The sequence below is a fragment of the Kribbella hippodromi genome, assembly GCF_039531045.1.
Classification (GTDB): Bacteria; Actinomycetota; Actinomycetes; order Propionibacteriales; family Kribbellaceae; genus Kribbella; species Kribbella hippodromi.
Window position 1 is genome coordinate 1 of the sequence record NZ_BAAAPH010000001.1, and the last position, 14,077, is coordinate 14,077.

14 protein-coding genes are annotated in these 14,077 nt (G+C 67.9%); 4 read left to right on the forward strand and 10 right to left on the reverse strand.

All coding sequences use genetic code 11. From position 1 onward, the window contains the following. From ABD260_RS00005 to ABD260_RS00020, 4 genes are all read right to left on the reverse strand, one after another. The coding region (locus ABD260_RS00005; protein ID WP_344231170.1) for a DNA polymerase IV at positions 1 to 1,089 on the reverse strand (1,089 nt) is incomplete at its 3' end. 18 nt (positions 1,090 to 1,107) lie between these two features. After that, a complete protein-coding gene (locus tag ABD260_RS00010; RefSeq protein ID WP_344231171.1) occupies positions 1,108 to 1,959 on the reverse strand; it encodes an ABC transporter permease in 852 nt (283 codons plus the stop codon). Then, positions 1,956 to 2,768 carry an ABC transporter permease gene (locus ABD260_RS00015; protein ID WP_344231172.1) on the reverse strand — a complete coding sequence of 271 codons (813 nt, stop codon included), beginning with the start codon at positions 2,766 to 2,768 and terminating at the stop codon, positions 1,956 to 1,958. Before ABD260_RS00015 ends, ABD260_RS00010 begins: the two co-directional genes overlap by 4 nt. After that, positions 2,765 to 3,844 carry an ABC transporter ATP-binding protein gene (locus tag ABD260_RS00020; RefSeq protein WP_344231173.1) on the reverse strand — a complete coding sequence of 360 codons (1,080 nt, stop codon included), beginning with the start codon at positions 3,842 to 3,844 and terminating at the stop codon, positions 2,765 to 2,767. The genes ABD260_RS00015 and ABD260_RS00020 overlap by 4 nt, the downstream gene beginning before the upstream one ends. 212 nt (positions 3,845 to 4,056) lie before the next feature. On the opposite strand from ABD260_RS00020, the gene ABD260_RS00025 reads away from it, so the two are divergent. After that, entirely contained in the window at positions 4,057 to 4,470 is a 414-nt protein-coding gene (locus tag ABD260_RS00025; RefSeq protein ID WP_344231174.1) for a PaaI family thioesterase, read from the forward strand. Positions 4,471 to 4,518: 48 nt separating this feature from the next. Here the strand turns inward: ABD260_RS00025 and ABD260_RS00030 are convergent, their stop codons facing one another. Both ABD260_RS00030 and ABD260_RS00035 read right to left on the reverse strand, forming a co-directional pair. Beyond that, entirely contained in the window at positions 4,519 to 4,848 is a 330-nt protein-coding gene (locus tag ABD260_RS00030; RefSeq protein ID WP_344231175.1) for a TFIIB-type zinc ribbon-containing protein, read from the reverse strand. Between the two features lie 122 nt (positions 4,849 to 4,970). Next, positions 4,971 to 6,869, reverse strand: coding sequence for a penicillin-binding transpeptidase domain-containing protein (locus ABD260_RS00035; RefSeq protein ID WP_344231176.1), 1,899 nt, complete (start codon positions 6,867 to 6,869; stop codon positions 4,971 to 4,973). A gap of 253 nt (positions 6,870 to 7,122) precedes the next feature. Here ABD260_RS00035 and ABD260_RS00040 point away from each other — a divergent pair, with 253 nt between their 5' ends. Continuing rightward, the gene (locus tag ABD260_RS00040) at positions 7,123 to 7,452 is read left to right on the forward strand and encodes an L-rhamnose mutarotase (protein WP_344231177.1); all 330 of its coding nucleotides are present in this window, start codon (positions 7,123 to 7,125) and stop codon (positions 7,450 to 7,452) included. Positions 7,453 to 7,492: 40 nt separating this feature from the next. On the opposite strand, the gene ABD260_RS00045 is transcribed toward ABD260_RS00040, so the two are convergent. From ABD260_RS00045 to ABD260_RS00060, 4 genes are all read right to left on the reverse strand, one after another. After that, complete coding sequence (locus ABD260_RS00045; RefSeq protein ID WP_344231178.1) at positions 7,493 to 8,191, reverse strand: pirin family protein; 699 nt, start codon at positions 8,189 to 8,191, stop codon at positions 7,493 to 7,495. 77 nt (positions 8,192 to 8,268) lie between these two features. Continuing rightward, complete coding sequence (locus ABD260_RS00050) at positions 8,269 to 9,756, reverse strand: S1C family serine protease (protein WP_344231179.1); 1,488 nt, start codon at positions 9,754 to 9,756, stop codon at positions 8,269 to 8,271. 57 nt (positions 9,757 to 9,813) lie between these two features. Beyond that, on the reverse strand, positions 9,814 to 11,433 hold the full coding sequence (locus tag ABD260_RS00055; protein ID WP_344231180.1) for a sensor histidine kinase: 1,620 nt from the start codon (positions 11,431 to 11,433) through the stop codon (positions 9,814 to 9,816). Continuing rightward, positions 11,430 to 12,122: a response regulator transcription factor gene (locus ABD260_RS00060; RefSeq protein ID WP_344231181.1), complete on the reverse strand. Its 693-nt coding sequence runs from the start codon at positions 12,120 to 12,122 to the stop codon at positions 11,430 to 11,432. Before ABD260_RS00060 ends, ABD260_RS00055 begins: the two co-directional genes overlap by 4 nt. 207 nt (positions 12,123 to 12,329) lie before the next feature. Between ABD260_RS00060 and ABD260_RS00065 the strand changes: the two genes are divergently transcribed. Together ABD260_RS00065 and ABD260_RS00070 are read left to right on the forward strand one after the other, a co-directional pair. Then, positions 12,330 to 12,773 (forward strand): Lrp/AsnC family transcriptional regulator, encoded by a 444-nt coding sequence (locus ABD260_RS00065; RefSeq protein WP_344231182.1) that lies wholly within the window; start codon positions 12,330 to 12,332, stop codon positions 12,771 to 12,773. A gap of 78 nt (positions 12,774 to 12,851) precedes the next feature. After that, on the forward strand, positions 12,852 to 14,051 hold the full coding sequence (locus ABD260_RS00070; RefSeq protein ID WP_344231183.1) for a pyrophosphate--fructose-6-phosphate 1-phosphotransferase: 1,200 nt from the start codon (positions 12,852 to 12,854) through the stop codon (positions 14,049 to 14,051). Positions 14,052 to 14,077 lie beyond the last annotated feature (26 nt).

The following is a 14,077-nucleotide window of genomic DNA, read 5'->3' on the forward strand; positions in this document are numbered from 1 at the left end:
CCCATCACAACACCCCTTCAACCGACAGGTGTTGCAATCACCCCCTGAACCCGCCGGGGTGTAGAAGCTGGTGAAGCGGACTTTTACCCAGATGCGTTGGATGGTTCGGCCTTCGGCGACCACGTCGTCGGTTACCTGGATGGCGATTCGGCGCAGTTCTTCGGCGATGGTGGTGGGGTCTGTCAGGTCCTGGGGGAAGGTTTCTTCGCGGCTGCGGGAGACTGGTTCACGGGGGATGTCGGTGACCTGGGTGTCGCCGAGGCCGCGGCCCAGGGCGGCGTACCAGGTGCCCATTTTGGGGCCGAAGCGCTTCTTCAGGAGCTCTACGTCGGCGGCGGCGAGTTCGGCGACTGTGGTGATGCCGAGTTCGTTCAGGTTGTGTTCCATCCGGGCGCCGACGCCCCAGAGGTCGCGGACCGGGCGGTGGTCCATCACCTGACGCCAGTTCGCCGCGGTGAGGCGGTAGATCCCGGCGGCCGGGTCGGCGGCTGATCTGACGGGGTCGGCAACGGCGGGGGACTCGGCGGTTCCGTCGGCAACCCCCGCGGTGGTGGAGTCCGCAGCCGGCGCGGTGGTGGAGTCCGCGGCGGGTTCGAACGGTACGGCGTGGGAGCGTTGGTGTTTGGCGAAGCCGGTGGCCAGTTTGGCGCGGGTTTTGTTGTCGCCTATGCCTACTGAGCAGGTGAGTGTGGTTCGTGCTTCGACCGCGGCGCGGAGTTCGGTGGCGAGGGCTTCGGGGTCGTCGGTTTCGGCGCCGACGAAGCATTCGTCCCAGCCCCAGACCTCGACCACGACCGGGAACGAACGCAGCGTGTCCATCACCTCCGTCGACGCGGCCTCGTACGTGGCCGGGTCCGACGGCAGGAACACCGCCTCCGGGCACTTCTTGTACGCGGCCCGCACCGGCATGCCCGAGCGCACGCCGAATGCCCGGGCTTCGTACGACGCGGTGGCGACCACCTGTCGGGGCTGGGTCGGATCGCCGGAACCACCGACCACGACAGGGAGTCCGCGGAGTTCAGGCCGGCGCCGGATCTCGACGGCCGCGATGAACTGATCCATGTCCACGTGCAGGAGCCACCAGCTCATACCTCACAGGTAACCACATCAGCTCGAGGCGCTGGAGTACGTCAGCAACCCCCGCCGCCACAACAACCGAACTAGTGTCAGTGAAACTAGTGTCAATGCAACACCCAAACCAACGGTCCGCCAGCCAAGGTCGCCGGCCAAGGCCCGTACCGGAAAGGTCGTCGCGAACGCCACCGGGAACGCGAAGGTCAGGAACGTCCGGACGGCGACCGGGAAGAACACCAACGGGTACCGCCCCGCCTCCACCAGACTCAGGAACACGACACCGATCGGGTTCACCGACTGCAGCCAGAACGCGAGGAACGACATCGCCGACCACACCGCCGTCAGCAACACCAGTCCACACGCGGCCAGGACAACAGCCTGCACCACCTGCACCGGACCGGGCGACAGCTTCGACTGCACGAGTCCGATCGCCAGTACAACGAGGCCGCTGGCAACATTCGTCAGCTCGGCGACGTTGATCCAGCGCAGCGTCAGATAGAACTGGCTCGACACCGGACGGAGCAGCACGCCGTCCAGCTCGCCTTCGGTCAGGTACGTGGTCATCCGGCTCAGGTTCGGCGCTACGAACGTCGCCATCAGCCCGGTGATGATCTGGAACACCCCGACCAGCGCGATCACCTCCGCCCGCGACCACCCATGGACTTCCTGGGTGAACCCGAACAGCAACAACGTCGGTACGATCCCGAGTCCCAACTGCACCAGGCCCACCAGCAACGTGGTCAGGAAGTGCGCCCGGTAGTGCGTCTCGCGAACAACGGCCTGCGCGAAGAACCGCCGCCACAACCGGAGATGCCGCAACTGCTTGTGCATCCAGCTCTGGTCAAGCGGCTCCCGATTCTCGGCATACGTACGCCCCGTGCTCATGCCCCCACCGCCGAGTACGCCCGAATCCCCGCCGACCAGACCACGCGGGCGATCGCCGCGAACACCACCACGTACCCGAGCTGAATCCCCAACCCAGCCAGCAGCTCAGACCCGCTCAACCGGCCGGCGACGATCTCGACCGGAAACGACACCGTGTAGCGGAATGGCTGATGATCGACGAAACCACGCGACCACGACGGCATCAGCGCCAGTGGTACGACCGCGCCCGAGAGCACACTCGCGATGATCACCCGCGCCTGGACCAGCGCGGTCACATCGTCCATCCAGAACGCCAGCGAAGCGATCAGGATGTCGATCGTGAACACCAGCACGGCGCCGAACACGAGGCTCACCGCGAACAGCGCCCACCGCCCAACGCCGGACGGCAGACTCATCGAATCCCGGAAGATCCACCAGACGATGCCGATCATCGGCACCAGCGCGAACAGCTTGAGGAACTTCTCCGACAGGTTGTTCGCCACGAATTTCACCAGCAGCGAGGCCGGCCGCACCATCCAGCTCGACAGCTTCCCGAGCCGGATGTCCTGCGCCAAGAACCCCGCCATCCACGACGACGTCGCCATCGTGACGAAGCCGAGCAGCACGAAGTACGTGGTCACGTACCGCTCGTCGACCGGTAATCGAGCACCGTTCGCGAGCGCGGTACGCCAGATCAGCAACGAGATGATCGGCGTGCAGATGTTCGCCAGCATGAAGATGATCCACGCACCGCGGTACACGGACTGCTGCGCGATGTCGGCCGCGGTCATCCGGCGTACGACGCGCAGGTTCCGCCGCACCGTACTCACGACGCGCCACCCAGCGTGCCGCGGTCGTCCAACGTGCCGCTGAGCGTGCCGCGCTCACCCAGCGTGCCGCGGTGCTGGAACAGGTCGCGCATGATGTCCTCGATGTCCGCGTCCGCGACGTCCAGATCCACCAGCGGACCGAGCCGCGTGAGCTGCTCCATCACCACCCCGGCCCGCTCCCGATCCGCTTCCAGCTCGACCGTCTGACCGTCGACCGAAACCGCGCCGACCCCGTCGAGCCCATCCAGCCCGTCGAGCCGGGCACCGTCGACCTCGGTCGCGTACGTCGCCCGGACCAGCTTTCGCGGTCGCGCCGTGCGGACCAGCTCGTCCAGCGCGCCGTCGAACTGCAACCGCCCGTGGTCGATGATCATCACCCGCGAACACAGCGCTTCGATGTCGTCCATGTCGTGGCTGGTGATCAGGATCGTCGTCCCGCGCAGCCGGTTCACGTCCGCGAGGAACGCCCGGACCCGCGCCTTCGCGACCACGTCGAGCCCGATCGTCGGCTCGTCCAGGAAGAGGATCTCCGGACCGTGGACGAGGGCGGCCATCAACTCGAGCTTCATCCGCTCGCCCAAAGAAGTCTTGCGTACCTGCACATTCAGCAGGTGCTCCACTTCGAGCAGCTCGGCCAGCTCGGCGACGTTGCGCTCGAACTCCTTGCTGGACAGGCCGTACATGTCCTTGTGCAGCAGGAGGCTCTCCATCGCCGGCACGTCCCACCACAGCATCGTCTTCTGGCCCATCACGAGCGCGATCCGGCGCAGGTAGTCGTGCTTCCGATCGGATGGGGTGTGGCCGAGCACCTCCAGCTCGCCGGAGGTCGTGTAGAGCAGACCGGACAGCATCTTCAGCGTCGTCGTTTTGCCGGCGCCGTTCGGGCCGAGCAGGCCGACGACTTCGCCGCGCTGGATACCGAAGCTGATCCGGTCGACGGCGAGCCGGGTCTCGTACCGACGCCGGATCAGGCTCTTCAGCGCGCCACCGAGTCCGGCGCGCTGCTGGTGGAAGGTGTAGGTCTTGGTCAGATCGCCGGCCGCGATGACCGGCGGCAGGGCAGGAGCAGGCGTCACGTGATGCACCGCTTTCAAAAGTCGGTTGACTTCGGACCGGGCAGCGTCAGCGCAAACGCGCAGAGCGCAGGACGATCACCTCGGCCGGTCACGGCGGAGGTGCCGACATCGCTCCCTGTGGGTCCTTCCGACATACGGCTGCCGCCGACCACGGTATGACGAGACGGAAAGCGCCGTCCACCCGTTTCGAAGATCGCCTGTATCGTGCGCGGGTGGCCGAATTGAGTTTGGGGATGGCGCAGAAGTTGCTTGCGGGGCAGCCGTTCAGTGTGTTGCTTGGGGCGCGGGTGACGGCGTTTGGGGACGGTGGGGCGACGCTGGAGCTGGACGTACGCGAGGAGTTGCGGCAGCAGAACGGGTTTCTGCACGGTGGCGTACTCAGCTATGCGGCGGACAACGCGCTCACCTTCGCGGGTGGGTCCGCGCTTGGTCCGGATGTGCTGACCGGAGGCTTCACGATCAGTTATCTGCGACCTGGGCAAGGGCAGCTGCTCCGGGCAGTTGCGAAGGTCGCGTACGCGGGCAGCCGGCAGGCGACCTGTACTTGCGAGCTGATCACGCTCGACGAGGCCGGCGACAGTACCCTGTGCGCGATCGCCCAGGGCACCATCATCGCTCGGCGCTGAAGCAGCAGAGTTGAAGCAGAGTTGAAGCAGCAGAGGTGAGGCAGTAGCTCAGTCGAAGAGGTCGTCGAGGAAGGACTTCTTCCGTTTCTTCTGCTGGTACTGCTGATTCCCGTACCCATGGTTGTCGTACTTGCGGTCGTCGTACCGCCGGTCGTCACGCCGATCGTCACTCCGCCGATCGTCGTAGCGGCGGTCGTCGTGGTGCTTTTCCTCGCGCCGTGGTGGTGCGTTGTGCCGGAGCTCGGCGTCCACCAGATGCTCGAGTTCACCCCGGTCGAGGAAGATGCCGCGGCAGTCACCGCACTGGTCGACGGTGACGCCGCTGCGTTCGTACGTTCGCATCGTCCCACGGCACTTGGGACAGATCAGGCTTTCCATTCGACGACGGTAAGTGACGAAACCGCCGTCACCGCCGCCTCTCAGCCAACTCTCAGCAACTTCCTACTTGAACGCTGTCCTACTTGAACCCGGCCTACTGAACCCGGCTTACTGAACCCGGACTACTTGAACGCGGCCAGGAACGGCTTCAGGATCGGCCCGGCCGTGTGCGACCCGGACTCGCCGCCCTCGACGATGACCGCGAACGCGACATCGCCCCGGTACCCGGCCATCCACGCGTTCGTGGTGACCTTGCCATTCACCACGACCTCGGCCGTACCGGTCTTCGCCGCCACCGTCCCGCTCCCGGACAGCACCTTCGCCGTACCCCCGGTGACGGTCGTCCGCATGAACGTCCGCAGCGCCGCGACGGTTGCCGCGGGCAACGGGCTGGCGGCGGCACCGGCGGCGTCCTTGCCCGGTACCAGCACCGGCTTCATTGCGGTGCCGTGATCGACCGCGGCGGCGACCAGTGAGATCGCCAGCGGGCTCGCGGTGACGGTGCCCTGGCCGATCATCGAGGCGGCTTCCTCGACGTCGTCCTTCGGCAGCGGCACCTGGCCGCCGTACGCCGACAGGGACAGGCCCAGGTCCCGGCCGATGCCGAACATCGCCGCGGCCTTGGTCATCCCGTCCTTGGGCAGCCGCGCGTGCTGCGAGATGAACGCCGTGTTGCAGGACTCGTTGAACGCCTTCTGCATGGTGCCGGAGCCGTACGCGGCCAGTGCGTCGTAGTTCTTGAACGTCTTGCCGAACACGTTGATCGTGTCGGTGCATGGCAGCTGCGTGGTCGTGCTCTCACCGCTGCCGAGCAACGCCGCCGAGGTGACGATCTTGAACGTCGAACCCGGCGCGTACCGGCCTTGGAAGGCGCGGTTGTAGCTCGTCGGGTCCGGGCCGTTCGCGGCGGCGAGGATCTGGCCGGTCGACGCCTGCACCGCGACCAGCGATGCCGGCAGCTTGCTGGTCGCGAGCGCGGCCTCGGCGGCCTTCTGCATGTTCGTGTCGATGGTGGTCTTCACCGGCTGCCCGGCGGTGCCCTTCTGGGTGAAGACGGTCTTGATCGTCAGCTTGGTCTTGCCGTCCCGGAGCGCGACGGTGCCGCCGGGCGTACCGGCGAGCTGCTGCTGGAACGCGTACTGAAGGCCCGTCGTACCGACCTGGTCCTGGGCGGACGCGGTCGGGCCGGCGTTCTTCAGGGTGTCCTCGGTGGCGGTCTTCATGGTGCCGATCAGCGAGCGCGCGAAGTTCGCGGTCGGCGGCAGCGACTGCGTACCGCCCATCGTCAGCACACCCGGGAGCTTCGTCATCGTCGGCCGGAGCGCTTCCCACTCCTCGGCCCGGATCGTGATCGCGTCGACGAACTGGCCGGCCGGTGCGGCCTTCGCCCGCGCGGCCAGCTTCGCACCGTCGACGTCCAGCAACTTCGTGAACGCCGCGTACGTCGCCGCGGTCGCCTTCGTGCCGGCCGCGACACCGACGATCACCACTTGCCGGTTCGCGGTCAGGGCGACGCCGTTGCGATCCAGGATCGACGCCCGGGCGGGCAGGGCGCGTACCCGCTTGAGGTAGTTGTTGTCGCCGAGACCGGGGTAGATGGTGTCGCCGGAGGCCTTGACCTTCCAGCTGTCGCCGGTTTTCACCGCGGCCGCCGTGCTGGTCCACTTCATCGTGCCGATACCGCGGAGCTGCGCCTCGACGGCCAGGTCCTGGGTGCAGTTGTTGTCGTCGCTGCACTTCGGGTCGCCCTGTGGCGTCACGGTCACCGTGCTGGTCACCAGCGCGCTGTCGACATCGTCGAGCCGCTTGGCGAACACGGTCGGGTTGTCGGTCAGTGCGCCGGCCGCGTCCGGTTTGCCGTTCGGCGCCCAGGCTTTCACCCAGGCGTCGGCGAACTGCTTGATCACGGCGCCGGACGCCTGCTGCTCGCTGTTGCCTGACTTCCCGCCGGATTTGCTGTCCGAACAACCGGCGGTGATCAGCAGGCTACTCAGGCAGACGATCGCAGTGGTTCGCTTCACGTTCCCAACTCTCGCACGACGACGGATGGACACCTTGCACCTACCGGGCACAGTCTTCGGCGTGTGGTGACCTCACCACGAGGGCGAAACTACTCAACCCGCGCAAGTACGACGCGCGCGCCCGCTCAGGAGTTCGCCGGAGCCGAAACGTGAATCGGGACCAAGACACTGGACGAATCGGCGGTCCAGAGGTCCAGCGGGATTCCTGGAACCGCGTTCCACGGCTGCCGTACGCGGCGTATCCTGCACGTTTGTGACCCGCCTTGCTCTGCACAGCCGCCTGATTCCCGGGACCGAAGAGGCCTACGAGATCGAGCACGCCCGCGTCTGGCCGGAACTCATCGCCGCGATGAGCACGGCCGGCATCAGCGACTGGTCGATCTGGCGCAGTGGCCGCGACCTGTTCCACCTGGTCGTCACCGACGACTTCGAGGCCGCGCTCGCGTACCTGCGCGACGACCCGACCGACCAGCGCTGGCAGCAGCACATGAGCCAGTTCGTCGAGGGCTTCGCCGCGAACCCGGACGGTATCGCGGGCCAGGCGCTCCGCCATGTCTGGACAATGAGCGAGCAGACCGACTAGTACGGGCCTCCCAAACCGGCTTGTACATCACGCAGACCGGCTAGTACATCTCCCAGACCAGGACCTCGGCGCCGGCCGGGCCCGCGGTCACGCGCTCGCCGCCGGAGCCGGTGAGGCGTACGGCGTCCGCCGTCGCGAGCTCGCCCGCGCCCTCGAGAACTGCCGTTCCGGTGGCCAGGAACAGGTGCAGGTGCGGCGCCGCCGGCAGCTCGATCGACTGCCCGGGGGAGAGCCGCGCGACGGACAGCCCGGCGGCCGGCTGATTGAGGTGGATCGCCGCGCCGGCCGCGTGCTTGGTCAGGCCGGACGCGACCGGGATCAATTCACCAGTGCTGAGATCCAGCTCGGCCTGCTGGTAGGACGGGGTCAGATCGAAACGGTCCGGGCGTACCCACATCTGGACGTAGTGCACCGGCTCCGTACCGTCGTTCCATTCCGAGTGCCGTATCCCGGAGCCGGCCGACATCCGCTGCGCGAGCCCCGGGTGTACGACGCCGCTGTTGCCCTCCGAATCCCGATGCGCCAGCGCACCACCGAGTACCCAGGTGACGATCTCCAGGTCCTGATGTGGATGCGGGTCGAACCCCGTACCCGGCGCCACCGTCTCGTCGTTGTGCGCGACCAGGAAGCCGAACCCGACATTGGCCGGATCGTAGAACTCCCCGAACGAGAACGAATGCCACGAGTCCAGCCACTCACTCGCGGTCCGAAACCGCTCCTCCGCCCGGCGTATCTCCACGACGTACAGCCTAGAGAGAAAAACGGACTGCGCCGCTCGGTGGGCGGCGCAGTCCGGTCTAGGGAATGGACGTTTGGTCAGCCGGTGGGGTTCCCGTTGTCGGAGCCGAGGGTCGCGTCGATGGTCTGGGACTTGCCGCCACGGGTCAGCGTGAGTTTCACCTGATCGCCCGGGCGGTGCGAACGGACCGCGGCGACCAACGCGTCCCCTGACGCGATCGCCTTGCCGTCGACGGCGGTGACCACATCACCTGACCGCAGACCGGCCTTGTCCGCCGCACCGCCGGACGTAACCTCGCCGAGGCGTGCTCCGTTGCTGAGCCCGTCGGAGGACTGCGCGTCGCCGACCGTCACACCGAGCCGTGCATGCGTGGCCTTGCCCTTGGCCACCAGCTCGTCGATGATCGGCTTGGCCTGGTCGATCGGAATCGCGAAACCCAGGCCGATGTTTCCGCCTTCGGATTGTCCCGATCCGCCGGCGGTTTTGATCGCGCTGTTGATACCGACCACCTGGCCGGCGAGGTCGATCAGGGCGCCGCCCGAGTTTCCGGGGTTGATCGCGGCGTCCGTCTGGATTGCTGGGAAGACCGTGGTGCTGTCCTGCTGCTGGTCGCCGGAGGTGACCGGCCGGTTCAGCGCCGAGACGATGCCGCTGGTCACGGTCGCCTCCAGGCCGAACGGCGAGCCGATCGCGACCACGCCCTGCCCGACCGCGAGCTGGCCGCTCTTGCCGAGCGTGGCCGGGGTCAGGTCGGTCACCTGGGCCTTGATCACGGCCAGGTCGGTGAGCGGGTCGGTGCCCTTGATCGTGGCCGGTACCGTCCGGCCGTCGTTCAGCATCACCGAGATGGTCGCGCCCTGGCCGGCGCCCGCCACCACGTGGTTGTTGGTGACGATCAGGCCGTCCTTGCTGATCACGATGCCGGAGCCGGTGGCCGCGCCCTGGCTGGTGCCGACGGCGATCTTGACCACGCTCGGCAGCACCTTGGCGGCGGCGCTCTGCACCGAGCCGTCCGGGGCCGCGGCGGGTGCCGCCTGGTTGCCGTTCAGCGGGGCCGTCACCGACGGCGAGTTCGTCGAGGTGTCGTTGGTGGCCGAGTACACCGCCGCGCCGCCGACACCGCCGGCCGTACCGACCAGGAGCGCGGTCAGCGCGACCAGCGCCAGGCCGGGCCGTCGCTTCGGCTTCTCGGCGGTCGTGGTGCCCGGTCCGCCCGGCTGCTGCGGTCCGAGGGGCCAGCTCGGGCCCGGAGACGTCCCCTGATGCGTCCCCGGTGCGCCGAACTGTGGGTACCCCCCGCCACCGGCGGGGGGTTGACCCGGCCGCTGCCCCTGCGGCTCCGAGTCCGGCCGCTGCTGCCCGTACCCGCCCTGCGGCGCGTACTGCTGCTGCTGGTGCTGCCCATACACCGGCAACTGCTGCGTCCGCTCCGGCCCCTGCGGTCCCTGTGCATTCTGGCCGGGCTGGTTTGGCTGCTGCGGCTGGTTCTCGGTCATGACGAGTACTTTGTCGGCCGGACCTGAGAGCGCCCTGAAGATCCGCTCGGAGAGACCGAAGAACTCCATGAAGATCCTCTGAAGGATCTGTCAGGTTCTCCTCAGCGAACCCAACGAGCCGGCGCGTCAGCGCGTCTGGGTGGCGGCGTGCGGGAGCCACAAAGTGAACTGGGCTCCGGCTCCGGGCACGTTGCGGGCGTAGATCATGCCGCCGTGCTGTTCGGCCGCGTGTTTGACGATGGCCAGGCCCAGGCCGGAGCCGGGGAGGCCGCGGGCCTCGCTGGAGCGGTAGAAGCGCTCGAACACGTGCGGAAGGTCCGCCTCGGCGATGCCGGGACCGGAGTCCGTGACCGTCAGCACACCATCGAGCAGGCGCACGGTGACGTGTCCGGCCGGCTGGTCGTCGCTGCGTTGGGCGGCGCCCGCGGGCACGCTGTACTTTGCCGCGTTGTCCAGCAGGTTCGTCACCGCGCGGCCGAGCAGCCGCTCGTCACCCCAGACGGGGAACGGTGTGAGTTGCACGTCCCACTCCAGCCCGGGTGCGCGGCGGCGTACCTTCATCACCGCGTCCTCGACCAGGTTGGAAAGCTCGATCAGCTCCGCGTTGCGTACCTGCGGGGTGTCCCGCGCCAGCTCGGTCAGGTCGCCGATCAGCGTGGTCAACTCGTCCATCTGCGCGCGTACGTCGTCCAGCAGCTGCTGGCGATCCTCCGGCCGCAGGCCACCGCGCTTGTCCGCCTGCGCGAGCAGATCGAGATTGGTACGGACACTGGTCAGCGGCGTACGCAGCTCATGCCCCGCGTCGCCGACCAGCCGGCGCTGGCGATCACGTGATTGGGCCAGCGCCCCGAGCATCGCGTTGAACGCCATCGCCAGCCGGGAGATCTCGTCCGTTCCGCTGACCGGGATCGGTTTCAGGTCCTCGGTCCGCGCGACGTGCTCGGCCGCGCCGGTCAACCGCGCCAACGGCCGCAGACCGGACCGCGCGACCGCGTTGCCGGCCAGCGCCGCCCCGATCACCCCGATCAGGCCGAACGCCCACAGCACGATCCCCAGGTTGTGCAACGTCTTGTCAATCGGCCCCAGCGACTGCGCGACGACCAAGGCCCCGGGCTGAAGGTAGTTCTCCGGCTCCGCCGAGCAGGCCTCGCTCAGGCCGGTCGGACAGAACTTGGCAGGGACAGCCACGACCCGGAAGTGCGAGCCGGCGTTGCGCAGGCCGACAGTCCGCAGGCTGGCCGAGTCGCCCTGCTCCCTCGCTACCTGCAGCTCGTCCGCGCCCATCGGCGGCAGCAGGCTCTTCGGCGGCCCGTACTGCTGCCCGTCCGCGCCGATCACACCGACGCGGATGTCGCTCAGGCCGAGGGCATCGGAGGGGACGCCCTGCAGGATCGTGAGGTCTGTCAGGACGCGCTTCTGTGCCGCCTGGACCGCGCGCTGGGTCAGGCTGCTGTCCAGGTTCTGGTACATCTGCTGGCGTACGGTGACGTACGCCGCGATGCTGACGATCGCCACCGCCAGGCCGACCGCGACCGCCGCGAGCAGCGTCACGCGGGCGTGCAGGCTCAGCTTGTGGAGAGTCTCGTTCCACCAGGTCTGGGTCCGGGCAGCCGTCGCCGCCACCCGGCTGCCGTTTCCGTTGCCGTTGGCAACAGGCTGCGCGGGCGGGGGTGATTGTTGCGGCTGTTGCGGTTGCGGCGGCCCACCGGTGTACGACGGGAAGTCCTGCGGGTGTTGCTGACTCACGGCGGAGTGTCCCTCAGCACGTACCCGATGCCGCGCACGGTGTGGATCAGCCGCGGCAGACCGTTCACCTCGGTCTTGCGGCGCAGGTAGCCGATGTACACCTCGAGTGAGTTCGCGGTGGTGGGGAAGTCGTAGCCCCAGACCGCATCCAGGATGACAGCACGCTCCAGTACGCGGCGCGGGTTGCGGATCAGCAACTCCAGCAGCGAGAACTCGGTTCGGGTCAGCTGGATCGCTACGTCGCCGCGGTGCACCTCGTGTGCATCCACGTCGACAACCAGGTCGGCGTACTGCAGTACTTCGCCGCGCTGGCCGCCTTCACCAGGAGCAGCGCTTCGACGCAGCAGTGCGCGCAAGCGAGCCAGTAGCTCCTCCAACGCGAACGGCTTGGTCAGGTAGTCGTCACCGCCGGCGTCCAGGCCATCAACCCGGTCCGCCACCGCGTCGCGCGCGGTCAGCACCAGGATCGGCACATTGTTGCCTGCGGCCCGCAGCGCCTTGGTGGTCTCCAGGCCGTCCAGCCGCGGCATCATCACGTCCATCACCACGACGTCCGGCTCGACGTTGCCGATCACCGCGAGCGCCTCGGCGCCGTCGGCCGCGGTCACCACCTCGAAGTCGTTGAACTCCAGCGAACGGCGCAACGAGTCCCGGACCGCCCGGTCGTCGTCCACCACCAGTACCCGCATCGTCTGCCCCGCTCCGCTCGAAGTTCCGCCACCGAGCGTAGGGCGCTTCTGTGAGAATCGCCTGAGAACCCGCTGATGGCTCGCCCAACAGCCTATTGGAGGCTTCGGTGGAGGTTGTGCCCTCACTACAGTAGGAATGCCGACTGCAGGTCTCTCTGGCGATCCAGAGTCCAGGAGCGGGCATTGCTTACCGAAACGAGAAGTCAAGTGCTGGATGATCTCAATACCCGAATCCTCGACGAGCTGACCGCCGACCCCCGGCTGCGCACCACCGAGCTGGCCCGGCGGCTCGGTGTCTCCACCCCGACGGTGCGGGAGCGGGTCGCGAAGCTGGAGGAGTCCGGCGTGATCCGCGGGTACCGGCTCGACATCGATCCGGCCGCGCTCGGCCGGCCGGTCGCGGCCTGGGTGCGGCTGCAGCCGGGTCCAGGACAGGTGACCCGGGTCGCGGAGCTGGCCCGCAAGACTCCCGAGGTGGTCGAGTGCCACCGGATCTCCGGCGAGGACTGTTTCCTGATGCGCGTACAGGTCGCGGCGATCGACAAGTTGGAGGAACTGCTCGATCGGTTCGGCCCGTACGGGCGGACCAACAGCTCGTTCGTGGTCTCGACGCCGGTGCCGCCGCGACCGGTGCCGTTGTCCACAAGTTGAACCCCAACCACCGCCGGGAGTGGTCTGCATCACTAGTCTGAGGGCGACTTCAGAGACACTCCGGAAGGACCCTGGACCATGGCTGTCCGCAGAGTTGCCCTGCTCACCGCCGGCGGGCTCGCGCCCTGCCTGTCGTCCGCCGTCGGCGGACTGATCGAGCGCTACACCGAGGTGGCGCCCGACGTGGAGATCATCGCCTACCTGAACGGGTACCACGGCCTGCTCAGCGGCCGGTTCCTGGAAGTGACGCCGGAGGTACGGGAGAAGGCGTCGCTGCTGCACAAGTTCGGCGGCAGCCCGATCGGGAACAGCCGGGTGAAGCTGACCAACACCGCCGACCTGGTCAAGCGCGGCCTGATCCAGGACGGCCAGAACGCCCTCCAGGTCGCCGCCGAGCGGCTGGTCGCGGACGGTGTCGACGTCCTGCACACCATCGGCGGTGACGACACCAACACCACCGCCGCGGACCTGGCCGCGTACCTGCAGGAGCACGATTACGACCTGACCGTGGTCGGCCTGCCGAAGACGATCGACAACGACGTGGTCCCGATCCGGCAGAGCCTGGGTGCCTGGACCGCGGCCGAGCAGGGCGCGACCTTCGCCCGCAACATCATTGCCGAGCACAGCTCGAACCCGCGGATGCTGATCGTGCACGAGGTGATGGGCCGGAACTGCGGCTGGCTGACCGCCGCCACCGCGCAGGCGTACCAGCAGTGGGTCGACGAGCAGGAGTGGAACCCGGGCATCGGCCTGAGCAAGGGCGGCTGGTCGGTGCACGCCGTGTACGTGCCGGAGGCAACGATCGACCTGGACGCCGAGGCGGAGCGGTTGCGCAAGGTGATGGACACCGAGGACTGCGTGAACATCTTCCTGTCCGAGGGCGCCGGCGTGCCGTCGATCGTGGCCGAGCTGGAGGCCCGCGGCGAGGAGGTCGGCCGGGACCCGTTCGGGCACGTCAAGCTGGACACGATCAACCCGGGCGCCTGGTTCGCGAAGCAGTTCGCGGAGCGGATCGGCGCGGAAAAGACGATGGTGCAGAAGAGCGGGTACTTCAGCCGTTCGGCCGCCGCCAACGACCGTGACCTGGCGCTGATCAAGGAGTGCACCGACTACGCCGTCGACGCCGCGCTGCGCGGTGAGTCCGGGGTGGTCGGCCACGACGAGGAGCGGGGCGACAAGCTGCGGGCGATCGAGTTCCCGCGGATCGCCGGTGGCAAGGAGTTCGACCCGACGGTCGACTGGTTCGTCGCGCTGAAGTCGGAGCTCGGCCAAGCCTGAAACCGGCCTGAAAGACCTGCGGGGAC